The organism is Paenibacillus daejeonensis DSM 15491 (assembly GCF_000378385.1).
In the GTDB taxonomy this organism is placed as follows: Bacteria; Bacillota; Bacilli; order Paenibacillales; family Paenibacillaceae; genus Paenibacillus_D; species Paenibacillus_D daejeonensis.
Genome location: NZ_KB899665.1, coordinates 278,916 through 296,419, shown reverse-complemented (window position 1 = coordinate 296,419; position 17,504 = coordinate 278,916). Strand labels below are relative to the sequence as shown.

16 protein-coding genes are annotated in these 17,504 nt (G+C 43.5%); all 16 read right to left on the bottom strand.

Going from position 1 to position 17,504, the window contains the following annotated elements; translation table 11 throughout:
* Positions 1-11 precede the first annotated feature (11 nt).
* Entirely contained in the window at positions 12-2,330 is a 2,319-nt protein-coding gene (locus F556_RS37235) for a glycosyltransferase family 4 protein (protein ID WP_020618767.1), read from the bottom strand.
* The gene (locus F556_RS0119955; protein WP_020618766.1) at positions 2,327-3,511 is read right to left on the bottom strand and encodes a glycosyltransferase family 4 protein; all 1,185 of its coding nucleotides are present in this window, start codon (positions 3,509-3,511) and stop codon (positions 2,327-2,329) included. The genes F556_RS37235 and F556_RS0119955 overlap by 4 nt, the downstream gene beginning before the upstream one ends.
* A 12-nt stretch (positions 3,512-3,523) precedes the next feature.
* A complete protein-coding gene (locus tag F556_RS34630; protein WP_083938063.1) occupies positions 3,524-4,897 on the bottom strand; it encodes an oligosaccharide flippase family protein in 1,374 nt (457 codons plus the stop codon).
* A gap of 31 nt (positions 4,898-4,928) precedes the next feature.
* A complete protein-coding gene (locus F556_RS0119945) occupies positions 4,929-5,804 on the bottom strand; it encodes a glycosyltransferase family 2 protein (RefSeq protein ID WP_020618764.1) in 876 nt (291 codons plus the stop codon).
* A gap of 30 nt (positions 5,805-5,834) precedes the next feature.
* Positions 5,835-6,554 (bottom strand): SGNH/GDSL hydrolase family protein, encoded by a 720-nt coding sequence (locus tag F556_RS0119940; RefSeq protein WP_020618763.1) that lies wholly within the window; start codon positions 6,552-6,554, stop codon positions 5,835-5,837.
* Between the two features lie 35 nt (positions 6,555-6,589).
* The gene (locus F556_RS34625) at positions 6,590-7,717 is read right to left on the bottom strand and encodes a glycosyltransferase (protein WP_020618762.1); all 1,128 of its coding nucleotides are present in this window, start codon (positions 7,715-7,717) and stop codon (positions 6,590-6,592) included.
* Positions 7,717-8,628: a glycosyltransferase family 2 protein gene (locus tag F556_RS0119930; protein WP_020618761.1), complete on the bottom strand. Its 912-nt coding sequence runs from the start codon at positions 8,626-8,628 to the stop codon at positions 7,717-7,719. The genes F556_RS34625 and F556_RS0119930 overlap by 1 nt, the downstream gene beginning before the upstream one ends.
* Complete coding sequence (locus F556_RS0119925; RefSeq protein ID WP_157272855.1) at positions 8,625-10,070, bottom strand: O-antigen ligase family protein; 1,446 nt, start codon at positions 10,068-10,070, stop codon at positions 8,625-8,627. The genes F556_RS0119930 and F556_RS0119925 overlap by 4 nt, the downstream gene beginning before the upstream one ends.
* Positions 10,039-11,244: a glycosyltransferase family 4 protein gene (locus F556_RS0119920; protein ID WP_020618759.1), complete on the bottom strand. Its 1,206-nt coding sequence runs from the start codon at positions 11,242-11,244 to the stop codon at positions 10,039-10,041. Before F556_RS0119920 ends, F556_RS0119925 begins: the two co-directional genes overlap by 32 nt.
* A gap of 249 nt (positions 11,245-11,493) precedes the next feature.
* Complete coding sequence (locus F556_RS0119915; RefSeq protein WP_020618758.1) at positions 11,494-12,165, bottom strand: CpsD/CapB family tyrosine-protein kinase; 672 nt, start codon at positions 12,163-12,165, stop codon at positions 11,494-11,496.
* Positions 12,146-12,898 (bottom strand): YveK family protein, encoded by a 753-nt coding sequence (locus F556_RS0119910; protein WP_169447612.1) that lies wholly within the window; start codon positions 12,896-12,898, stop codon positions 12,146-12,148. Before F556_RS0119910 ends, F556_RS0119915 begins: the two co-directional genes overlap by 20 nt.
* A 138-nt stretch (positions 12,899-13,036) precedes the next feature.
* Positions 13,037-14,875, bottom strand: coding sequence for an ABC transporter ATP-binding protein (locus F556_RS34620; protein WP_020618756.1), 1,839 nt, complete (start codon positions 14,873-14,875; stop codon positions 13,037-13,039).
* Entirely contained in the window at positions 14,872-15,321 is a 450-nt protein-coding gene (locus tag F556_RS0119900; protein ID WP_020618755.1) for a signal peptidase I, read from the bottom strand. The genes F556_RS34620 and F556_RS0119900 overlap by 4 nt, the downstream gene beginning before the upstream one ends.
* Entirely contained in the window at positions 15,311-15,580 is a 270-nt protein-coding gene (locus F556_RS0119895; RefSeq protein WP_020618754.1) for a PqqD family protein, read from the bottom strand. The genes F556_RS0119900 and F556_RS0119895 overlap by 11 nt, the downstream gene beginning before the upstream one ends.
* Positions 15,580-16,362: a hypothetical protein gene (locus F556_RS0119890; protein ID WP_020618753.1), complete on the bottom strand. Its 783-nt coding sequence runs from the start codon at positions 16,360-16,362 to the stop codon at positions 15,580-15,582. Before F556_RS0119890 ends, F556_RS0119895 begins: the two co-directional genes overlap by 1 nt.
* Complete coding sequence (locus tag F556_RS0119885; RefSeq protein ID WP_020618752.1) at positions 16,355-17,377, bottom strand: nucleotidyltransferase family protein; 1,023 nt, start codon at positions 17,375-17,377, stop codon at positions 16,355-16,357. The genes F556_RS0119890 and F556_RS0119885 overlap by 8 nt, the downstream gene beginning before the upstream one ends.
* Between the last annotated feature and the right edge of the window lie 127 nt (positions 17,378-17,504).

Genomic DNA, 17,504 nt, shown 5'->3' with positions numbered 1-17,504 from the left:
GTAGACGTGAGTTATGCATTTGCGCGGACAGGGTGCGATTCATTTTCAAATCCGGTGACTGGTTTGGGTGTCCTGTGCATCTGGTCAATCATTTGGCTTAGCTGTCGGATGAAGCGGGATTCATCAAACTGCTCGGCATGCTTACGTACAAGTACCTCATCAAACAGTTTTTCGTCAAAACGCTTGAGTACGTCAGCCAGAGATTCTACGGTTTGCTCGGTGAAATATTGGCCATTAACGCCGGGCTTTATGGTATCCAGTGCTCCACCGCCCTGATACGCAATGACCGGTCTGCCACAGGAATTAACTTCTAACGGTGTAATACCGAAATCTTCTAGCCCCGGAAACAAGAATGCCCGGCATCCCTGCATCCACTGACGAACCTCGGCATCAGGCAATCTACCCATAAAGCGTACGCATGGAGCGGCCAGCTCCTCGAGCCGCGCTCGGTCCGGACCATCCCCGATGACGACCAAAGGCATACTCAGGGCAGAGCACGCTTCCACGGCCAGATCAATACGCTTGTAAGATACCAATCGCGATACGACCAGAAAATAATCCCCCGGAGGCTCTCCGCTCGGCTCATACCGGGACAGGTTAACTGGCGGGTAGAGAATCGGTGCTTCTCTATTGTAATGCGCCTTGATCCGTTCACTAACGATTGTTGAATTGGCAACTATTCTATCGACACGCTTGGAGGTTGCACGATCCCACAGCCGAAGCGGCATCACCAGCATGCGAGCTGCCATTTTGAGGACAGGAGAGACTCTCATCCCTTCCATATACGTGTCGAAATCCCAGGCAAAGCGCATTGGCGTGTGGCAATAACATAAATGCAAGGCCCCTTTGCGTACAGGAGCTGCCTTGCCGTATGCACTGCTGGAGCTAATCACCAAGTCGTAATCGTCTAGCTTCATTGAGCGCATGGCTAGTGGGTAAAGCCAGAAGAACAGCTTGAAACGCTTCTGGATACCAGGAATATGCTGCATCCAAGTCGAGTGAATGGTCGCATTCTGTAGCTCCGGTAGTAGTTTTTCCCGGTCAACGATAGTCGTGAAGATTGGAGCTTCTGGGTACATGCGATGCAGCGTCCCAACCACTCGCTCTGCGCCGCCCATCTGATTTAAATAATCGTGGACGATGGCGACACGCGGCGCAGAGGATATCCTTCTGTTGAAGGAGTTCTTAAGTACCGTGCCGTAAATCTCTTCAATACGGGCAGCGGTACGTTCGATGGTGAAGGTACTGCGTACACGTTCCGCTGCTTTTTTGCCCATTACACGTCTTGTTGTTGAATCACGGAGCAGTTGTGTCGCACACGCAACAAGCTCATCCACATCGCCCGTCTCATATAGCAGCCCATCTTCTCCATGTCTAATAATTTCCGGCACGCCTCCGGCACGCGTACCTACCACAGGTACCCCCTGAGCCATTGCCTCTGTAATCACTCGCCCGAAGGGCTCATTGTCGGAGCAAAGCAACAACAGATCGGCTGCACAGCAAATAGCCGTCACATCTTCACGGAAGCCAGTGAACCGAATCCGATCCAACAGCCCCGCCTCTGCCACCCGCTCTCGCAGATCCCGGAAGTAATCAATATTCTCCTGTCGGAACTTCGGCGCTCCCACTACCCAGAGGTATACATCCTGTCCTTCCCAGATCAACCGCTCCGCTGCCGCTATTGCATCCTCCTGTCGCTTCCATGGAGCCACCTGCCCAATAATCACCATTACCTTGCTTTCCTGTGAAGTCTGCCACTCTTTGCGAATTTGTTGCCGGCATCTAGCTCTTTCTAGCTCCGAGAGATCCTCGATTTCTACTCCGTTGTGGGCCAGGTGGAGCCGCTTCTGTAGAATCTTTAGCGGAAAGCCTTCAAGCACTGGTTTGGAAATACCGATAATTGCAGTTACTGTAGGTGCGGCCAGCCAATTTATCATGCGGCCAATCATTCCACCCGGTGGAATATCACGCACATGCCATATAACGGGACGGCGATGCAGCCAGACGAACAAAGAAGCCATCATACCCGCGCGAAGCGAATTGGCATGAATCGCTTCTACCCGCTCGTTTCGAATAGCATGGGCGAGCCGCCAACCGGATTTCATCATTCCGCCTATGTCCTTGAGCAACTTCAAGGGATTGCGCGACAACCTCGCTCGGTAGGACTCAAGCGGGACGGTCTGAATACCGAACTCAGCAGCACGTTCGGTCAATTCGCCAGACGGCGCAAAAAGGACCGGTTCCGCCTGCTGTAGATGTTTCATCGTCAGCAGCAGGCTGATCTCGGCCCCACTAATATCGCTTGTATGATTGTAGAAGGCGACTTTCATCGTACCATCAGCCTCCTTCGATCCGAGACCGCCATCTCGAAGATTTGGGTCACAGACTCGGAGACGATATCCCAGGTATACCGCTGCATGACATGTGCTCTGCAGGCATCTCGGCTTGGAATCGTGCATTGCCCAGTGAGGACAGCAGTAATCTTATCCCCGATTGCTTCGGGACTATGGTCGCGGAATAATAGTTTGCGATCGAATTGGTCTAGAATTTCTAATGTACCGCCATATGGAGTACCTAGGACAGGCGTTCCGCAAGCCAGGGCCTCGACGGTTACCAACCCGAAGCCTTCTAGCGTGACTGTCGGGACAATGCTGAGATCCGCCGCTTGGTACCAGCGGACCAAGTCCTCATTGGACACCTTACCAAGCAGGGTTACGGATTGCTGCAGGCCCAGCTGTTCGATTTGTTCACCCAGCCTGCCACGTAATGGACCATCACCCACGATATAGAGAACCGTATCCGCTGCTTCCTTAAGCACCTGTGGCATTGCCGCAATCAAGCGGTCGATGCCCATCCGGTTGACCAGCCGTCTGGCACAGAACAGTACCGGCTGATCAGGTCTCAGTCCCAGACTACGCCGAACCTCTTCACGGTCCACTGCCGGGCGGAACCGATCCACATCCACTGCGCCAGGCACGATATGAATCCGGTTCGTCGGGACCCCATATTCATTGGCCAGAATATCCCGGAAATATTGACTGAGAACAATAAAATAATCGGAACGTCGATACGACAGCTGTTCCACATTCTTCTTCAGCTGATAGCGCAGTTTCTGCCCCATACTTGCCCCGCGATCCTCTACCTGCGATTCCTGTGCCCAAGGCCCATGGAAGTGTGTCACGATAGGAACTTCTAATGGGACCTGCTGCCGGGTAATTAATGACGCATAAAGAGCAAAGTGCGGATTAAACACATCTGGAGGGCTGGCCTTGAGTTCATAACGGAACTTGTTCGCGAAGGCCCGACTTCGTACAATTGGATTCACCTTGGCTTCTCTGGACAGTACCTCCTGGATGTAGGCAGGTGCCGTCGTGCGCTCCCCGTGAGCGGTGATTAGACCTTTGACGGCGTGCCCCTTAGCTTGCATGGCCGCGGTATAATCGGCAAAATACCGGTTTAGCCCGCCATGCGTGTGGTCGATCCATCCCATGCCTGACGCGAGGATGTTCATGGTTTCACTCCTTTAAGACTGATTTCTTTTTCGTTTTTCGAGCTTATTCTTTATTTTCATGCCTTCATGAACCATGAGCTTGATATCATCTTTGTTCAGTATGAGCTGCAGTCGGCCGGGTTGACTCCGACGAATAAATATAATGACAAATACTAGCCGAACTAAACTCGTAAGGAGCAAAGCTGTAGCTACACCAGGGAGACCATAAAGAGGGAGTAACCATAGCATTAAAGGAATGTTCAAACCGATTCCGATAGCTTCCAAAATAGAAACTTGTCCAGGCTTACCATTAGCCATGAAATACTGAAGTAAAATGCTCGCTCCACTTGCGATAATTTCTCGTATTAAAAGGATTTGGACCGTCGCGACAGCTCCCATAAACTCTCTTCCGTACAACAATTCAATGGCATATGGGCTCAAAAATAGAGCTCCAATGCAAAGGAGCCCTGTAATAAACGTTCCTATGCGAAATGATCGCATCGTCATGTTAAAAATCGTCGCTTCGTCATTGCCAGCTGCCTTAGGAAATAATACAGTAACGATTGTGGTTTGAACGATTTTGGGAAGCTTAGCCAGCGCAAGTGCCACGGTGTAGTAGCCCATTTGAGTAGGGGTAAGCATAGCGACAACTAATATTTGATCTAACTGCATAGAAAGTGTACCAAGTAAATCAATTGCATAAGCTCGGATGCCGTAGCTGAAGAGTTCTTTAAATCTTAGTTTCAATCTATTAAATGAAAGTTTGATTTCTTTATACAAGACAAAAAACACTAATACTGAAATTGGTAAAGATCCAATCAAATAAGCTATCGCTGTTGTATAGGGATTTATATAATCGGTTGCTATTAGTCCTACGATCAGCAATAAGGTTAAAAACGGACCACTTGTTTTAGATAAATTCAACATTCGATAATTGTCATAAGCTTGTAAGGCTGAACTCATATAGATACTAATCATAATTATAGGACTTAAAAGCATAGATAATTGGGCGAATAGAATAATTGAGTTGCTATATTCGCTCAGCATATAGGGGATTAAAAATATTCCGACAAGAGAAGCAACCGTTCCAAATATGGCTGCTAGAATGATTGAAACCGAAAGATATTCTGACGAATAAGCTTTATTTTTTTTATAGAAGTAAACTAGTGAGGATGGAATACCAAAGGTTAATAAAAATGTTAAAAACTGCGGCCACAATATCATTGCGGCTTGCTCTCCTCTGCCTTCGGGTCCCAGAAATCGTGCTACTAGTATACCGGTACCCATATTAAGTATGAGCAGACACACGGAAGAAAAAAAGACTTTCCCAGCTGCTGCTGAGAAAGTAGTGGTCTTTTGTCCTCCAAATGTAAGCAATTGACTACGTAGATTCGTAATAAGTCTCATTTTCTTCCCCTTAACTACAGACTTAACTACATCAAGGTTTAATGATATCTTTTTGATAGCCAACGATATATTTTGCTGTGGTTTGCAAAGTGAACCATGTATTTTTTAATCCTTGTTTGCTAGACAGCCCGTGAATTGTAGTGTGAAGTGCTGCAATCAGTGCAAAAGAAATCGCCTTAAGCTTTTTTTCCTCACTATAGAAATATCTTTTGTAAGTAACATAGATTCTTGAAGCGTCCATATAAGGCTTATAATAATCTCTGTTCACTTCAGAGGGATAATGATGATTTATGGCTGAATCACACAAGATGATTAAAAAGTTATTTTTGATTGCACGAGTTGTAATATCTACTTCGTCATATCCATATCTTAGCTGCTCATCGAATTTCAATTTCGAGAATAACGCCATTGGAAATATGGTACTGTTTATTATGACAGTTTTTAATGGTTCGCCTTGTTTATATTTTTTCTTTTGAAAACCCAGAAAATTTTGATCATGCGGAATCACTTTTATTTGATTTTTTAACTCAAGCCCCGTAACGATTGCACGATCAACTATCCCTTTATTACTGCTCAAGCATGTTTTCACTTGCTCAGCAAATGATTCACCCAAAATCACATCATCATCCATGAACAAAACATGAGTACCTTTAACATATTTTATGGCATTATTTCTGTTAGCACACAACCCTGTTCTAGGTCCTTGAGCATAAGTAACGTAAGGGAACTCCTCACCTATCAACTCCTTTGTCTTTTCGTCCGTACTGTCATCAGAAACAACGACCTCATATATCTTAATGGAGGATTTCTCTATCGATTTAAGAGCTTTCTTGATTTCTTCAGGCCGATTACGAGTACAGATACAAATAGAAAGATTCATTATTAAATCCTGATTTATTAAACTCATCATGCACCTTCCTATTTTTGTAATTGGACATTAATTAGCTTTGAAATTTACTGTTTCGCATTTTGGCAATGAGTCCGCTATTTCTTTAAATATTTTTTTGTGTCCAGAAGAATTAGGATGAAAATGATCTTCCAAAAAATCCTCCCATTTATTACAAACCTGAGTCAAATCAAGATTGTAGATACGAGAGTTTGATAAGACTTTTGTTTCATCATAAAAGGAGTTTAATGACTCTGCAGAACCAGGGTAAAAGTGTTCGTCAATTCCACAATGTGATAGTACAAGTATGTTGGCTTGGCTTCCTTCCATTATTAGGTTTATAAGTTGTTTATAGTGGTCATAAAAATCATTTCTTGTTTGGTAGCTTCGACCACCATATAAAACTATAAGGAAATTTTTAATCCTCCAACGGATTGCAGATTCTACTTTTTGAATCCATTTTTTATGCCAACGTTTAGAATAATAAGGCCTTGGGTCCATCCATCCTGCCCTGCGCCAACGTGATGGTAAGTATTTTAAGTATGCTTGTTTTGGCCTTATGATTGCTTCAGTTATACCATGTGCAATGATAACTAAATCAATGTTATCAATTGTTTTTGTCTTTAAAACCTCTAACGACTCATTAATTTGCATTGCGGATTTAGAGAAATTAAAAACTGAATGCCCCATATCTCCCAAAAGATCAGCATAAGATTTTCCTTGAACACCTAAACCCGCGGCAATTGAGTCCCCTAGAATTATAATCTTCAAATCCTTTTCCTCCTGGAGATTATAATTTAAGTAAATTAAATGCTAATCATAATGTCATTTACAAATTCAGTAACACTTTTAATTTGCATGTTCTTATTGAAATATGATATCTCTTCTGGAATTTCGTCCGATATTTTTTTAAGTTCTTCTTGAGATGTATTAGTAATAAATTGGGCTAATCCCTCAGCATATCGTTCAGACCACGGATTAGCACCAATAATTTTACAGAACCACCTACTATCCAAATCATAGACCATCGGTATTGTTCCCGTAATTATCGGTAGACCTACAGATAAGTATTCACTAACTTTCGTTGTGTAACGAAAACTACCAACTTGATCAACACTTTGCGGCAAGCTTGCCGCATCCATTGCAGACAAGTAGAGCGGTACCTCTTCTCTTGGAACCTTTCCCGTAAATATTACGTTTTGCTTATTATTTAGTTTTTCCAATTCGATTCTGCCTGTTCCGTCACCTACAACCATTACTGTAACGTCTTGTCGCTCCACTCGATTATTAGCTTGAATTAATTCTAAGCCGTAACTATAACCAATTCTTTTATTCCAGTTTAATGAGCCTACAATACCCACTACGATATGAGTTTGAGGAATTCCATATTTCTTTCTAATATCATTTCTTGCGCTATATTTATCATTATTACTTATATGAAATGGTGCCCACCCGGCTGCGGTCATGCCAAAATTAGATCCATAAGTCAATGCTCTTCCAGTTAGATAGGGGGTCCAGCCAATAAATCCTGTTGCTCTTTTATAAAGCATTTTTTCGTACAAATTAAATAATGGCCCGATTACAGGATATTTACTCGCAATAAATGGTCCTACAGAATCACCACTACTCACTATGTAAGGCGTTTTGGTTATTACACTTCCTGTAATTAAAGCTAATCCACCAAAGACACCTGTTCCCTCCATGACGATCAAACTGGGGCGTTCAGATAACAATAATCTCACGATATTCGAGTAATTTTTATATTTTTTGTCTTTGCGGAAGGGATAGTAACTGACTGGTAATTTACTCAATAGAGTTCTTAATCGGTTTTCATCATCCCCATTACTTCCCTGAGTAGCGAAACCAATTATATTTAGCTCTTGAGTATCCTCTACCATCAATTTCTCAACTTTAGCGATATTTTTATTGAACATTAACGACTCACCATTCCGTTAAGGCGTCCTCTTTGAGTCGCTATATATTTTTCTACTAAATTATTGTTTTTTAAGGTAATGAGCAATCTAAAAACTTGTAAAATCCCTGGAGCGGAGGATGTGCCAACTAGAAATGCCCAAATAAAATAAATCACTCTTTTAAATGGACCTAAATAATTCTTCAAAGTGAAAGTTTCATTAAAAACTGCATTGAACTGAGCCACAGCATTAAAACTATTACGCTTATCCTCATCGAACCTTTGTGCAGGATAGTGATCAACTGCAACTCTGGGATCATAAATTAATGTCCAACCTGCTTTTTTCACTTCAAGACTGAAAGCTAAATCATTATGCACTTGGGCACCAGATCCTTTTAAACGATGATCAAAACGAATATGATTGATCGCAGTTTTTCGAAAACTCATATTTGCACCTTTAAGAACATCAACTTCATGGAATTTTGTACCTAAATGATGATTGCCAACAACCTTTCCAAACCATTTCACCTTCCCTACCTTTTTACCAATTCCCTCCACAAGCTTACCGTTGATATATACCCAATCTCTTCCTCCAACTCCACCTACATGTTTATTCGATTCAAAGCAATCATTTATGTAGTAAAGCCATTGCTTTTGTGGAATTGTATCATCGTCTGTGATTGCAATAATTTCCCCCTCACTTCTGATAAGACCTTTGTTCAAAGCAGCTACCATTCCTGGCTCATGCACTAATTCTAATTTTACTACTAATGGCGAAAAGTCTGATTTCTTTAAAGTATCAAGCGTTTCTTTATCTTCATCTCTTACAACCACTATAACTTCATGAGGCAACATAATTTGCTTTTGCAAACCTTTTAAGCATTCAACTACACTTTGAGTTCGCTTATATGTCGGAATAATAACAGAGATCATATTTTCATCACCTTCTTATCAGATAATTTGTTTTTTGCAGAGTAACCATCCAGGTAGCCAACACAAAGCCAGATAATTGTTACAGTAGAGTAATTGCCCCCTATTGCCCAACTACCAAAAGTACTTATTAAAACTCCAAATATGCACATCATTAAGTTATTATCCCTACAGTGTCTGAAGGCAAGCCTTAGAATGTGAAATACAATCGCCAAATACAAAATGCCCCCAATTAAACCATTGGAGGTAAACATGTTGCTTATATCTACTTCTGAATTGTTACTTCCTTCTGAGAACTTCATTCCTGCTAATGTGGTGCTTCCCAGCCCCGTCCCGATAGGGTTAGTAAAACCGCTCTTCATCCCCTCCAAAAAATAATTCCAATGCAAACCAAGAGTAGAGTGCTCTTCATCCGTGGGATTAGTAAGACCGTTAACTTGCCTTGCAATAAGAGCATTATCTCCGGCATCAATAGCGATTACTAACTGATAACTGATAATTACAGCAATAATTACACAAATTGAAGTTAAAACTCGTTTTTTTATATTTCCTACATTCATTATTGTTATTGCACCTATAGATAGGAAAAACATGATTAACGGTGTACGACTTCCGGTCATCAACAACCCATAAAAAAACAAGGGTAACAGAGCTATTGCGATTATTTTTAAAGAGCTCTTACCCCTGAGCACATAGACCCAACATATAATTGCAGCAAGCAAAGCATACTGAGCATATTCAGCCGCACTTGTAAAAAATGAAAATCCTCTCGAGTTTTGACCTACCATTAAAGCTGCGTATCCAGAAATTTCAATCCACGCTTCTTCGAAACTAAAAAATCCAAAATGAACTTGTTTCAGTGAGTAGAGGATACTAAATACACCCATAACTGATATTGTAAAAAAAATCCTCTTTAACCATATGGCATTTACATAATATCGTCCCATTAGCATCCAAGCTAGTGGAGCAATATAAAATATTACCCCTCCCAAGCCTACAATTAGCGAACCTTGTAATGGGTTAAAAATTTGAAGAACCTCGATTAAAAGTAGATATCTAATAAGCTTAAATAAAGTGGTATCATCAATTATAGATTCACGCATCACATAAGTTCTATATAACCAAAAGGATGCTATTAGAAGAACTATACTAGGGGCAAGAACTACTAGCGGATCAAACCCGCTCCATCCAGTATGAGGAATCAACCACCTTCTTATAAACCCCATAAATGGTAAGTAAAGAAGCAGACTGTATAAGACCAACACTGGTTTTCGAAGACTAAAAGATACAGCAATCATGAAAAGTACTAAGAATATAAGCATTCTAACCATAGAGGGATTCATAACAAGTCTTCCCAAGACATAACTGGAAAGTAAAACAAGAGTTATTAACGTTAAAGTCTTAAGCCACTCATTACTTTTTACCCTGGCTATAAATGTATTCAAAGCCGCCTCCCCTGCTTTCCTTTGTTTCAATAAGATATGTTTTGTAAATCTGCATAGTTTCTTCAAAAGTATTTTCCCAAGATAATCGGGCAACGTTTTTCCTTGCGTTCTCACCTAAGTAACGATGGGATTTAAGTTCGACCAGTATATTATTTAAATGAGTCGTTATAGACTCTAGATTCCTCTCAATTAAAATTCCATCCTTACCATCCCTGATGAGATCTTCGACTCCTCCTACCCTTGTTGCAAGGATAATTAGTCCCGTTGCCGCGGCCTCATGAACGACCAACGAAAAGGTTTCATAGCTAGACGGAAAAACAAAAATATCGCTCATTCCCATCCAATCTTCTGGACGGGTCTGTTTTCCAGCAAAAATAACACGATTTCTTATGCTAGGTTCCAATGCAGAGCTATAAAATTTACTATCACCTTTACCAACAACTATCAAGTACAAATCTAGGAAACTCTGGGCTAACCCTGAAAATGATTGCACAACATATTCTAGCCCTTTTAATGGCCAATCCCCTCCCATAAAGAGAAGAAAGGTTCCCTGTGTCGGAAGATTGTATTTATTTCTTAAATGCATCTTTTCATTATATGACTGAGGATAAAATCGTTTGGTATCAACCCCGTTGGGTATTACCACAACATCCTTCGCATCATAAGCAAAATTAGAATCCAATTCCTCCTTAACTCTGTTGGAAACTGCAATTAAGTTTTTCGTTTTAGATGGCTTGTATATTTTGCTCTCCATGAACAACGCAATTTTACTTGCAAGCAAACTATTGAGCTTTTTAAAATAGGAGGTGTTATTTTTAGCGCGTGTATTTCCCACCGCATTTATATAACCGTTGTGACAAAAGTGCACTGTCGAAAAGTCTGCACTGTTAAAAATGATTGCTCCAGTTGTATGTAAAATATCTCTTTTAATAAAGGCGATACGTATTGTTGCGAATATGGAGAATAAAACAAGTCTTAAAGGGACTGGTCGGGTAATGACTGGAATTTTTATATGGCGAATACCTGTTGAATTTTTCAGCTTCAATGTGGTCGAAACTACGATGAGTTCACACTCATTTTTAAGACGTGAGATGACTTCCTCTAGGTGAAGCTCCATCCCCCCGTGCCCACCTACATCATGTGCAACATACACAACAACCGGTTTTCTTTTCATTCGATCTCCACCCCGTACCTCTTTTTCTTTTCAATCACTTTCTTAAAACAATTCTTTATTGTACAAAAAAAATAATTATACTGTTTTGACTTAAAAATTCACAAAACAGCATAATTATTTTTTTTATATTGGGCATCTAACCCGCCCTCACACCATACCATCGACGATGGACGTCTAAGGTCGATTGACCCACAGCATGGCCGAGTATCTGCAGTGATAGAGGTGCAGCAGATCTTACCTGAATTTCTTTTATTGATAGACATGCAATCCCTTGCGTTTGACCTTGTTTAGCACGACACCTAGCAGCTTGGCATTAACCTGATTCAGATAGAAACTCACCTTTTTTGCATTGGAGCGATTAACCTTGCCATATTCAACCACAACAACGACACCGTCTGATTTCGCCGCGACGATCTGTGCGTCTGAGACGGAGAGCGCTGGCGGCGTATCGATAATAATGACATCATAAACATCTTTCAAATAATGAAGCAGTTCATCCATTCGAGTCATCGTCAGCAGTTCTGCCGGGTTAGATGGCGTCAGACCAGAAGGGACGAAGTACAAATTCTCAATATGCATGGAACGGACAATTTCCCCGGGTTCCACCGAAAGATTGGCGAGGAAGTTCGCCAATCCCGTGTGATTAATGGCCCCGAACATCTGATGAAGCGCCGGTCGCCTCATGTCAGCGTCAATCAGCACGACCTTTTTGCCCGTCTGCGCGATTGAGATAGCAATATTCGCTGCTGTGCTTGATTTTCCCTCACCCTTCTTAGTGGAGGTAATCATAATGACCTTTAACTCCTTGCCATCGGTAGGGAATGCAATGCGTGTGCGGATAGCACGATAGGCTTCTGCAACAGCAGACTCAGGATTAATGTCCATAATCAGCGGTTGACTATTACTTGGGGATTGCCGCATAATTGGCTTCACCTGCCTTATTATTGTTCTGCTGCTGTTGACGCTTATGCTTCAGATCACTCTTGCGGATGCGCACAACACTTGCCAGCGTAGGTACGCCGAACACTTGGGAAATGTCCTCTTCCGTCTTCAGGGTGTCATCCAGATATTCCAGGAGGAAGCATAACGCAATGCCGAATAAGAGCGAGATCGCAAAGCTCATAGCGATTGTCCGGTTAACGGTGTCATTGACTGGAGGTGGATTTCCAATGAGCGGTGCTTCATTAAGAATGGTGATGTTGTCTACTTTCATAATCTCCGGCACTTGCTCCTTGAACACATTAGAGACGGCGTTGACGACGGTTGCTGCCCGTTCATAGCTCATGTCGTATACGCGAAGCGTCATCACTTGAGACGTATTATTGGTAATAACTTGGACACTCTGAATCAACTGATTAGCCGTTAACCTCAGTTCAGGATGCTTCTCTACAACCTTCTCCATGATTGCTGGTGTACTGATAATCTCTCGGTAAGTATCAAGGAACATTCGGGTAAAGGTTAAGGTACCATAGTCGATTTGCTCATTGCCCGATTGGCCAATTGTACTGTTAATAATCAGTTTGGTATTCGCTTCATACACTGGCTGGAACGAAGAATACGTATAGTAGGCAGTCGTAACCGTAGCAACGACGACGCAAGCAACGATAATCCAGAGTCGCTTGAACAGAATACGGGCATACTCTTTGATTTCCAATGTCATTTCCCTCCGCGTCTCCAAAATCATGCTACAAAATGTAACATCTCTTATCGGTAACTATATGATACATTTTGTATCATGTCAAATGTTTTTTCTCTATGAATCCTCAAAATAATACAAAATGTATCTTTGAGATTATGAGTTTGCTGTTAACCGCAGCCCCTCTCCCAAGTCTTGCTGGCGATACTGAAGATTGAAGAGACGATAATACACGCCTTTGGACTCCATAAGCTGGTGATGCCCGCCCTGCTCCGAGATTCGCCCTTTATCAAGTACTACAATGGTATCGGCATGCTTAATAGTAGAGAGTCGGTGAGCGATGACCAAGGTGGTCCGATTCTTCATTAATCGCTCCAGTGCATCCTGTACTTCTTGTTCCGTTTCACTATCAAGCGCAGAAGTGGCTTCGTCTAACAGGAGGATCGGTGCATCCTTCAGGATGGCGCGAGCAATCGCGATTCGCTGCCTTTGCCCCCCAGAGAGCTTGATCCCCCGCTCTCCAACCTCTGTCTGATACCCACCCGGCAAAGACTCGATAAAACGATGGATCCCAGCTGCTTTCGCTGCCTCTTTGATATCCTCCTGGCTTGCCCCTTCCCTGCCACAAGCAATGTTATCGCCAATTGACCCGGTAAAGAGATACGTATCCTGCGGAACATAGGCCATATGACTCCTCCATTCTTCCAGCGAAAGAGCTGCTACATCTTTACCATCCATCCGGAGATTCCCTTGCTCCGGGCTGTAAAAGCCGAGTGCCAGATTAAAAAGCGTGCTTTTGCCCGAACCACTGGGGCCTACCAGCGCCACCACACTTCCAGATGGGACCTCAAGATTAAACTGGTCAAAAACATGACTACCGTCACCATACCCAAATGTTATTCGCTCGAAGCTTAGGCTAGGCGCCTGCGAAGCCGGTTTGACAGGAGAGGGTAATTCATTCGTCTCTGTACTCGTACGGAGCACCTCCACCAGCCGTTCTACAACGGCGAGAGAACGTTGAAAGGAACCCCATAATGATGCCATTCCAGTCATCGGAGATATCAAATACTGCATCAGGCTGACGAAAGCAAGCAGAGCACCGACGGACATTCGACCGTCCGCAACATAGAGTGCCCCAAGGCCCATGCTCATGAAAAAAGCGACTGTTCCTGCCGCCCCGGACCCCACTTGGAACCAGCCGCGGAGTTTGGCCATTCCCATCTCCAGCTTAAGCAGGGACTCATTATGACTGTTATATGTTTTGTGGACTTTTTTTTGCATCAGGAAGGATCGAATGACCGTATGAGCAGAAAAGGTATCATTAAGAAAGACTTGAATGCGACTTAACAACCCCTGGATTTCTCGGCTGCGACGCCTAAGAAGCTTGCCAAAAATCGCTCCTGAAATAGCGGCCAACGGTCCAATCATAATGCAAATCAACGTCAGTTCAAGATTTATCGTAGCCAGGTAAATAAAAGCTGCTATAGCCATAAGTGGTAGTCGAATCATCTCCAGTACATTCGTACCGATCGCTCCATCCATACCGTTGATGTCATTGGTGAGATGAGATACCATCTGACCGGAATGATGCTTGTTGTAATGACTTGCGGGAAAACGAAGCATACGATGGAGCAGATCATTCTTGAGATCCCGCTTGACCTGATGAATCGCAGAAGCGCCAGCTACGAGTACGCGATAATTAATGATGCCGTTAATTAGAATGAATAACACGCCCATCAGAATTAACTGCTTAATGGTAGCCACATCACCGATCAGCGCCGAATCGGTAATTTGTTTCAAAAACCAAGTGTAGGATATCGTTAAGGCAATACCAATTATCATAAATATAAACAGTTCGATGTAAAGTGACTTGTAGCGCTTCATATAGCTGTAGATCAACTTTATAGGTTCTCTCATTTCACCGATTTCGAGCAGTTTTTTCAGGCGTGACAGTAGCTTGGAGAGGATATTCATGGTCGATACCTCGGCCTTCACAGAGTTTTCTTCCATCGCAGATACATAGCTATATAACGGGACCAGTTAGGAAAACGGATCAAGGCTTTGCCTAGAACGCGCGCACGGTAATGCGTGGAGAGAATTAACCGTTGTGGTTTCTTAATCCAGAGCAACTTGCCGATGATCTCCCGATAGGGAACAGGCGCATCGCAAGTTAAATTAGAGTCTCCCTTACAGATCAAGACGTGCTCATCCCCTTGCTTCCGCTTATGCAAGTATCGATGACCTACGAGTGCCCCTTCCCGTGAACGAAATAGCAGGATGTCCCCAGGTACAAGCTCGTTCCGATCACAACGAACAAAACGACATAAATCGCCTGTCCGTATCAAGGGAAACATGCTCTGACCACTGGATGGCAGATCGATAAAGCCGTGCTTCTCAACGGTCAGCTTCACAATCTGAATCGTTTCTTTGTCAACCTGCATGCCGGACCAGACCAATGTGTTCCATTTGCTCCAAAAATGATTGCACATCCGCATTGGCTTCCTCTGCTGAGATGGCATAGGATGTTCTGAGCGCTTCTGCTAGTGTCTCTGGACTGCAAGGCTCCCGCAGCATGTTCCAGCATAATCCTCCTGCCTCGTTCAACTTGGTGACTGTAAAGGTAGCCGGGTTCAAGATAACCCAAGCGTCATCCATCTCTACCGCTTCATTGCAGGCTTCATTCCACACATAATGCTTCATCAGCAAATTTCCTCCCAGAATGTATCGTTTTTTTGAAAATACAATTCGTACACAGGTACTACCGTAGCTAAACGGTGACATAACCCCATGACTCGCTGCGTATAAGTCACATTCGGACTCCAAAAGAAGACTTTGTCCATGACACCCATCATTCCTTCCACCTGTGACAGCGGCTCCCTGCGGTTCTCCGTAGCCTGTCTTAACAATTGAATTGCGCGCAACGGTGTCCCCTGCCGACGACTCGGTAGACCCAGATCACTGCGAAAGGGTGAATCATAAATGACTGCCTCACTATCCGTGATTTTCACAATCGTCGCTTCATCAGAGAGCACCTGTCTGGGGCGCGAGAGCAGTGCTACAGTAGACTTGCCTGCACCAGAGGGCCCCGCGAACAGATAGGCTTGCTCGCGATCCATAATACAGGAAGAATGAATGAGCAATCCCCAGCCGCGATGAGCTGCAAAGGCACTGAATAAGTTCATCATGGCGTGCTTGAGGGCGAAAACATCTTGCACTTGCAATGAAGCGCGAGTGAAGCTGTCATCTACATCAATTCGGTAGTCTGTTCTGGTATACACAATCACGCCTTCACGAGAAGCAATCTCTACATCATAGGTATCAAAAGCTTTACCATAACCATCATGGACGACTACAGTCATATCCGCATTCGCGGCGGTATCTTCACATGGCAGGTAATGCTGCTCAAAAAACGATTGGACATCAGAAGAATACGTAATGATATGGAATACATGTTCTCCAATATGAAGCTTCATCTCAGCCATAGGGAATCTCCTTTGTTGACGATTCGGAATGGCGCTTACTCAAGCGCTTATAGACCGGCTGTTGTGCCATGATCTGGTGCTTCCAGGTATCAAAGATGCCAAAACGGAAGAACATTCGATTTTTGTAGTCGTTGAGCCCACGTTTTCCAAGCTTGCGGTCGCGTACTGCTTCATAGGTCCAATATGTCTCAAGCAGCGGGAAGGGCAACGGTTTGCGTTCATGGAGAACCGGAAACTGATTGTAGACAATGGACAGTGCTGCCTGTACACGACGAAACGTCCGATCTTGTTGCGCTCGTGCCGCTAGCATGTCGTAATCAATTTCAGATCCGTGACAAAAGATCATCTGTGCCAGATCAAGTAGATAACGGGGAGAGTCCATTCGGTGTCGCATCCCATGCAGGATCATGAAGTAAAAGGTCGATATACTGTCTAGCTCAAGGACACCGTCATAGCCATTCATAGGTATGGCCGTTGTCCAAAACGGAGCATCCTGAAGGTCCGAAAGATGAGGTTTATCCATTGTCCAGTGCAGCTCAATCATGAGTGGTATCTGTGGGGTGATTAACCTATATAGGACCGCATGATTATGTACTTTCTTGTCCAGTTTGAATCCCAGTCCTTGAACCAGTTTAATGGCCGACTCCAGATTGGAGGGCTGCACTAGCAAATCGACATCAGACGTAGCTCTGGCCGCCAATGACCCGAAGAAGCGCTGGGCAAAGCGTGTGCCTTTAAGCGGCATAGCAGCAATCTTCTGTTGGTCGAATAAGGATAGAATTTGGCGCTCGGTGTGCTGCAGCATCAAATTTTGGACAATTACTTTGTCGTGTTCACTCCGAAGTCGTTTCATGACATGTTCTGGTACAGACTCCTTATGCCTCACATTTTGTTGAAGAAGATGATACAACTGGGCCTGCATGCTGAAAAGCTCCATGTCCTGCATTAATTGACCCCAATGTTGCTCTGGCAAAGGCTGCTGGTCATTATATAAAGCATTCAACAACGCGATCATTGCATCTTCCTCCGAGATCGAATATAGTCACCGCCAATAATTGTTACAATTTGTATCATAATTTTAATGTAGTCTATCTCCTGAATGACTGTCAAGCTTTATTTTCCTTAAATTCCATGAAAAGCAA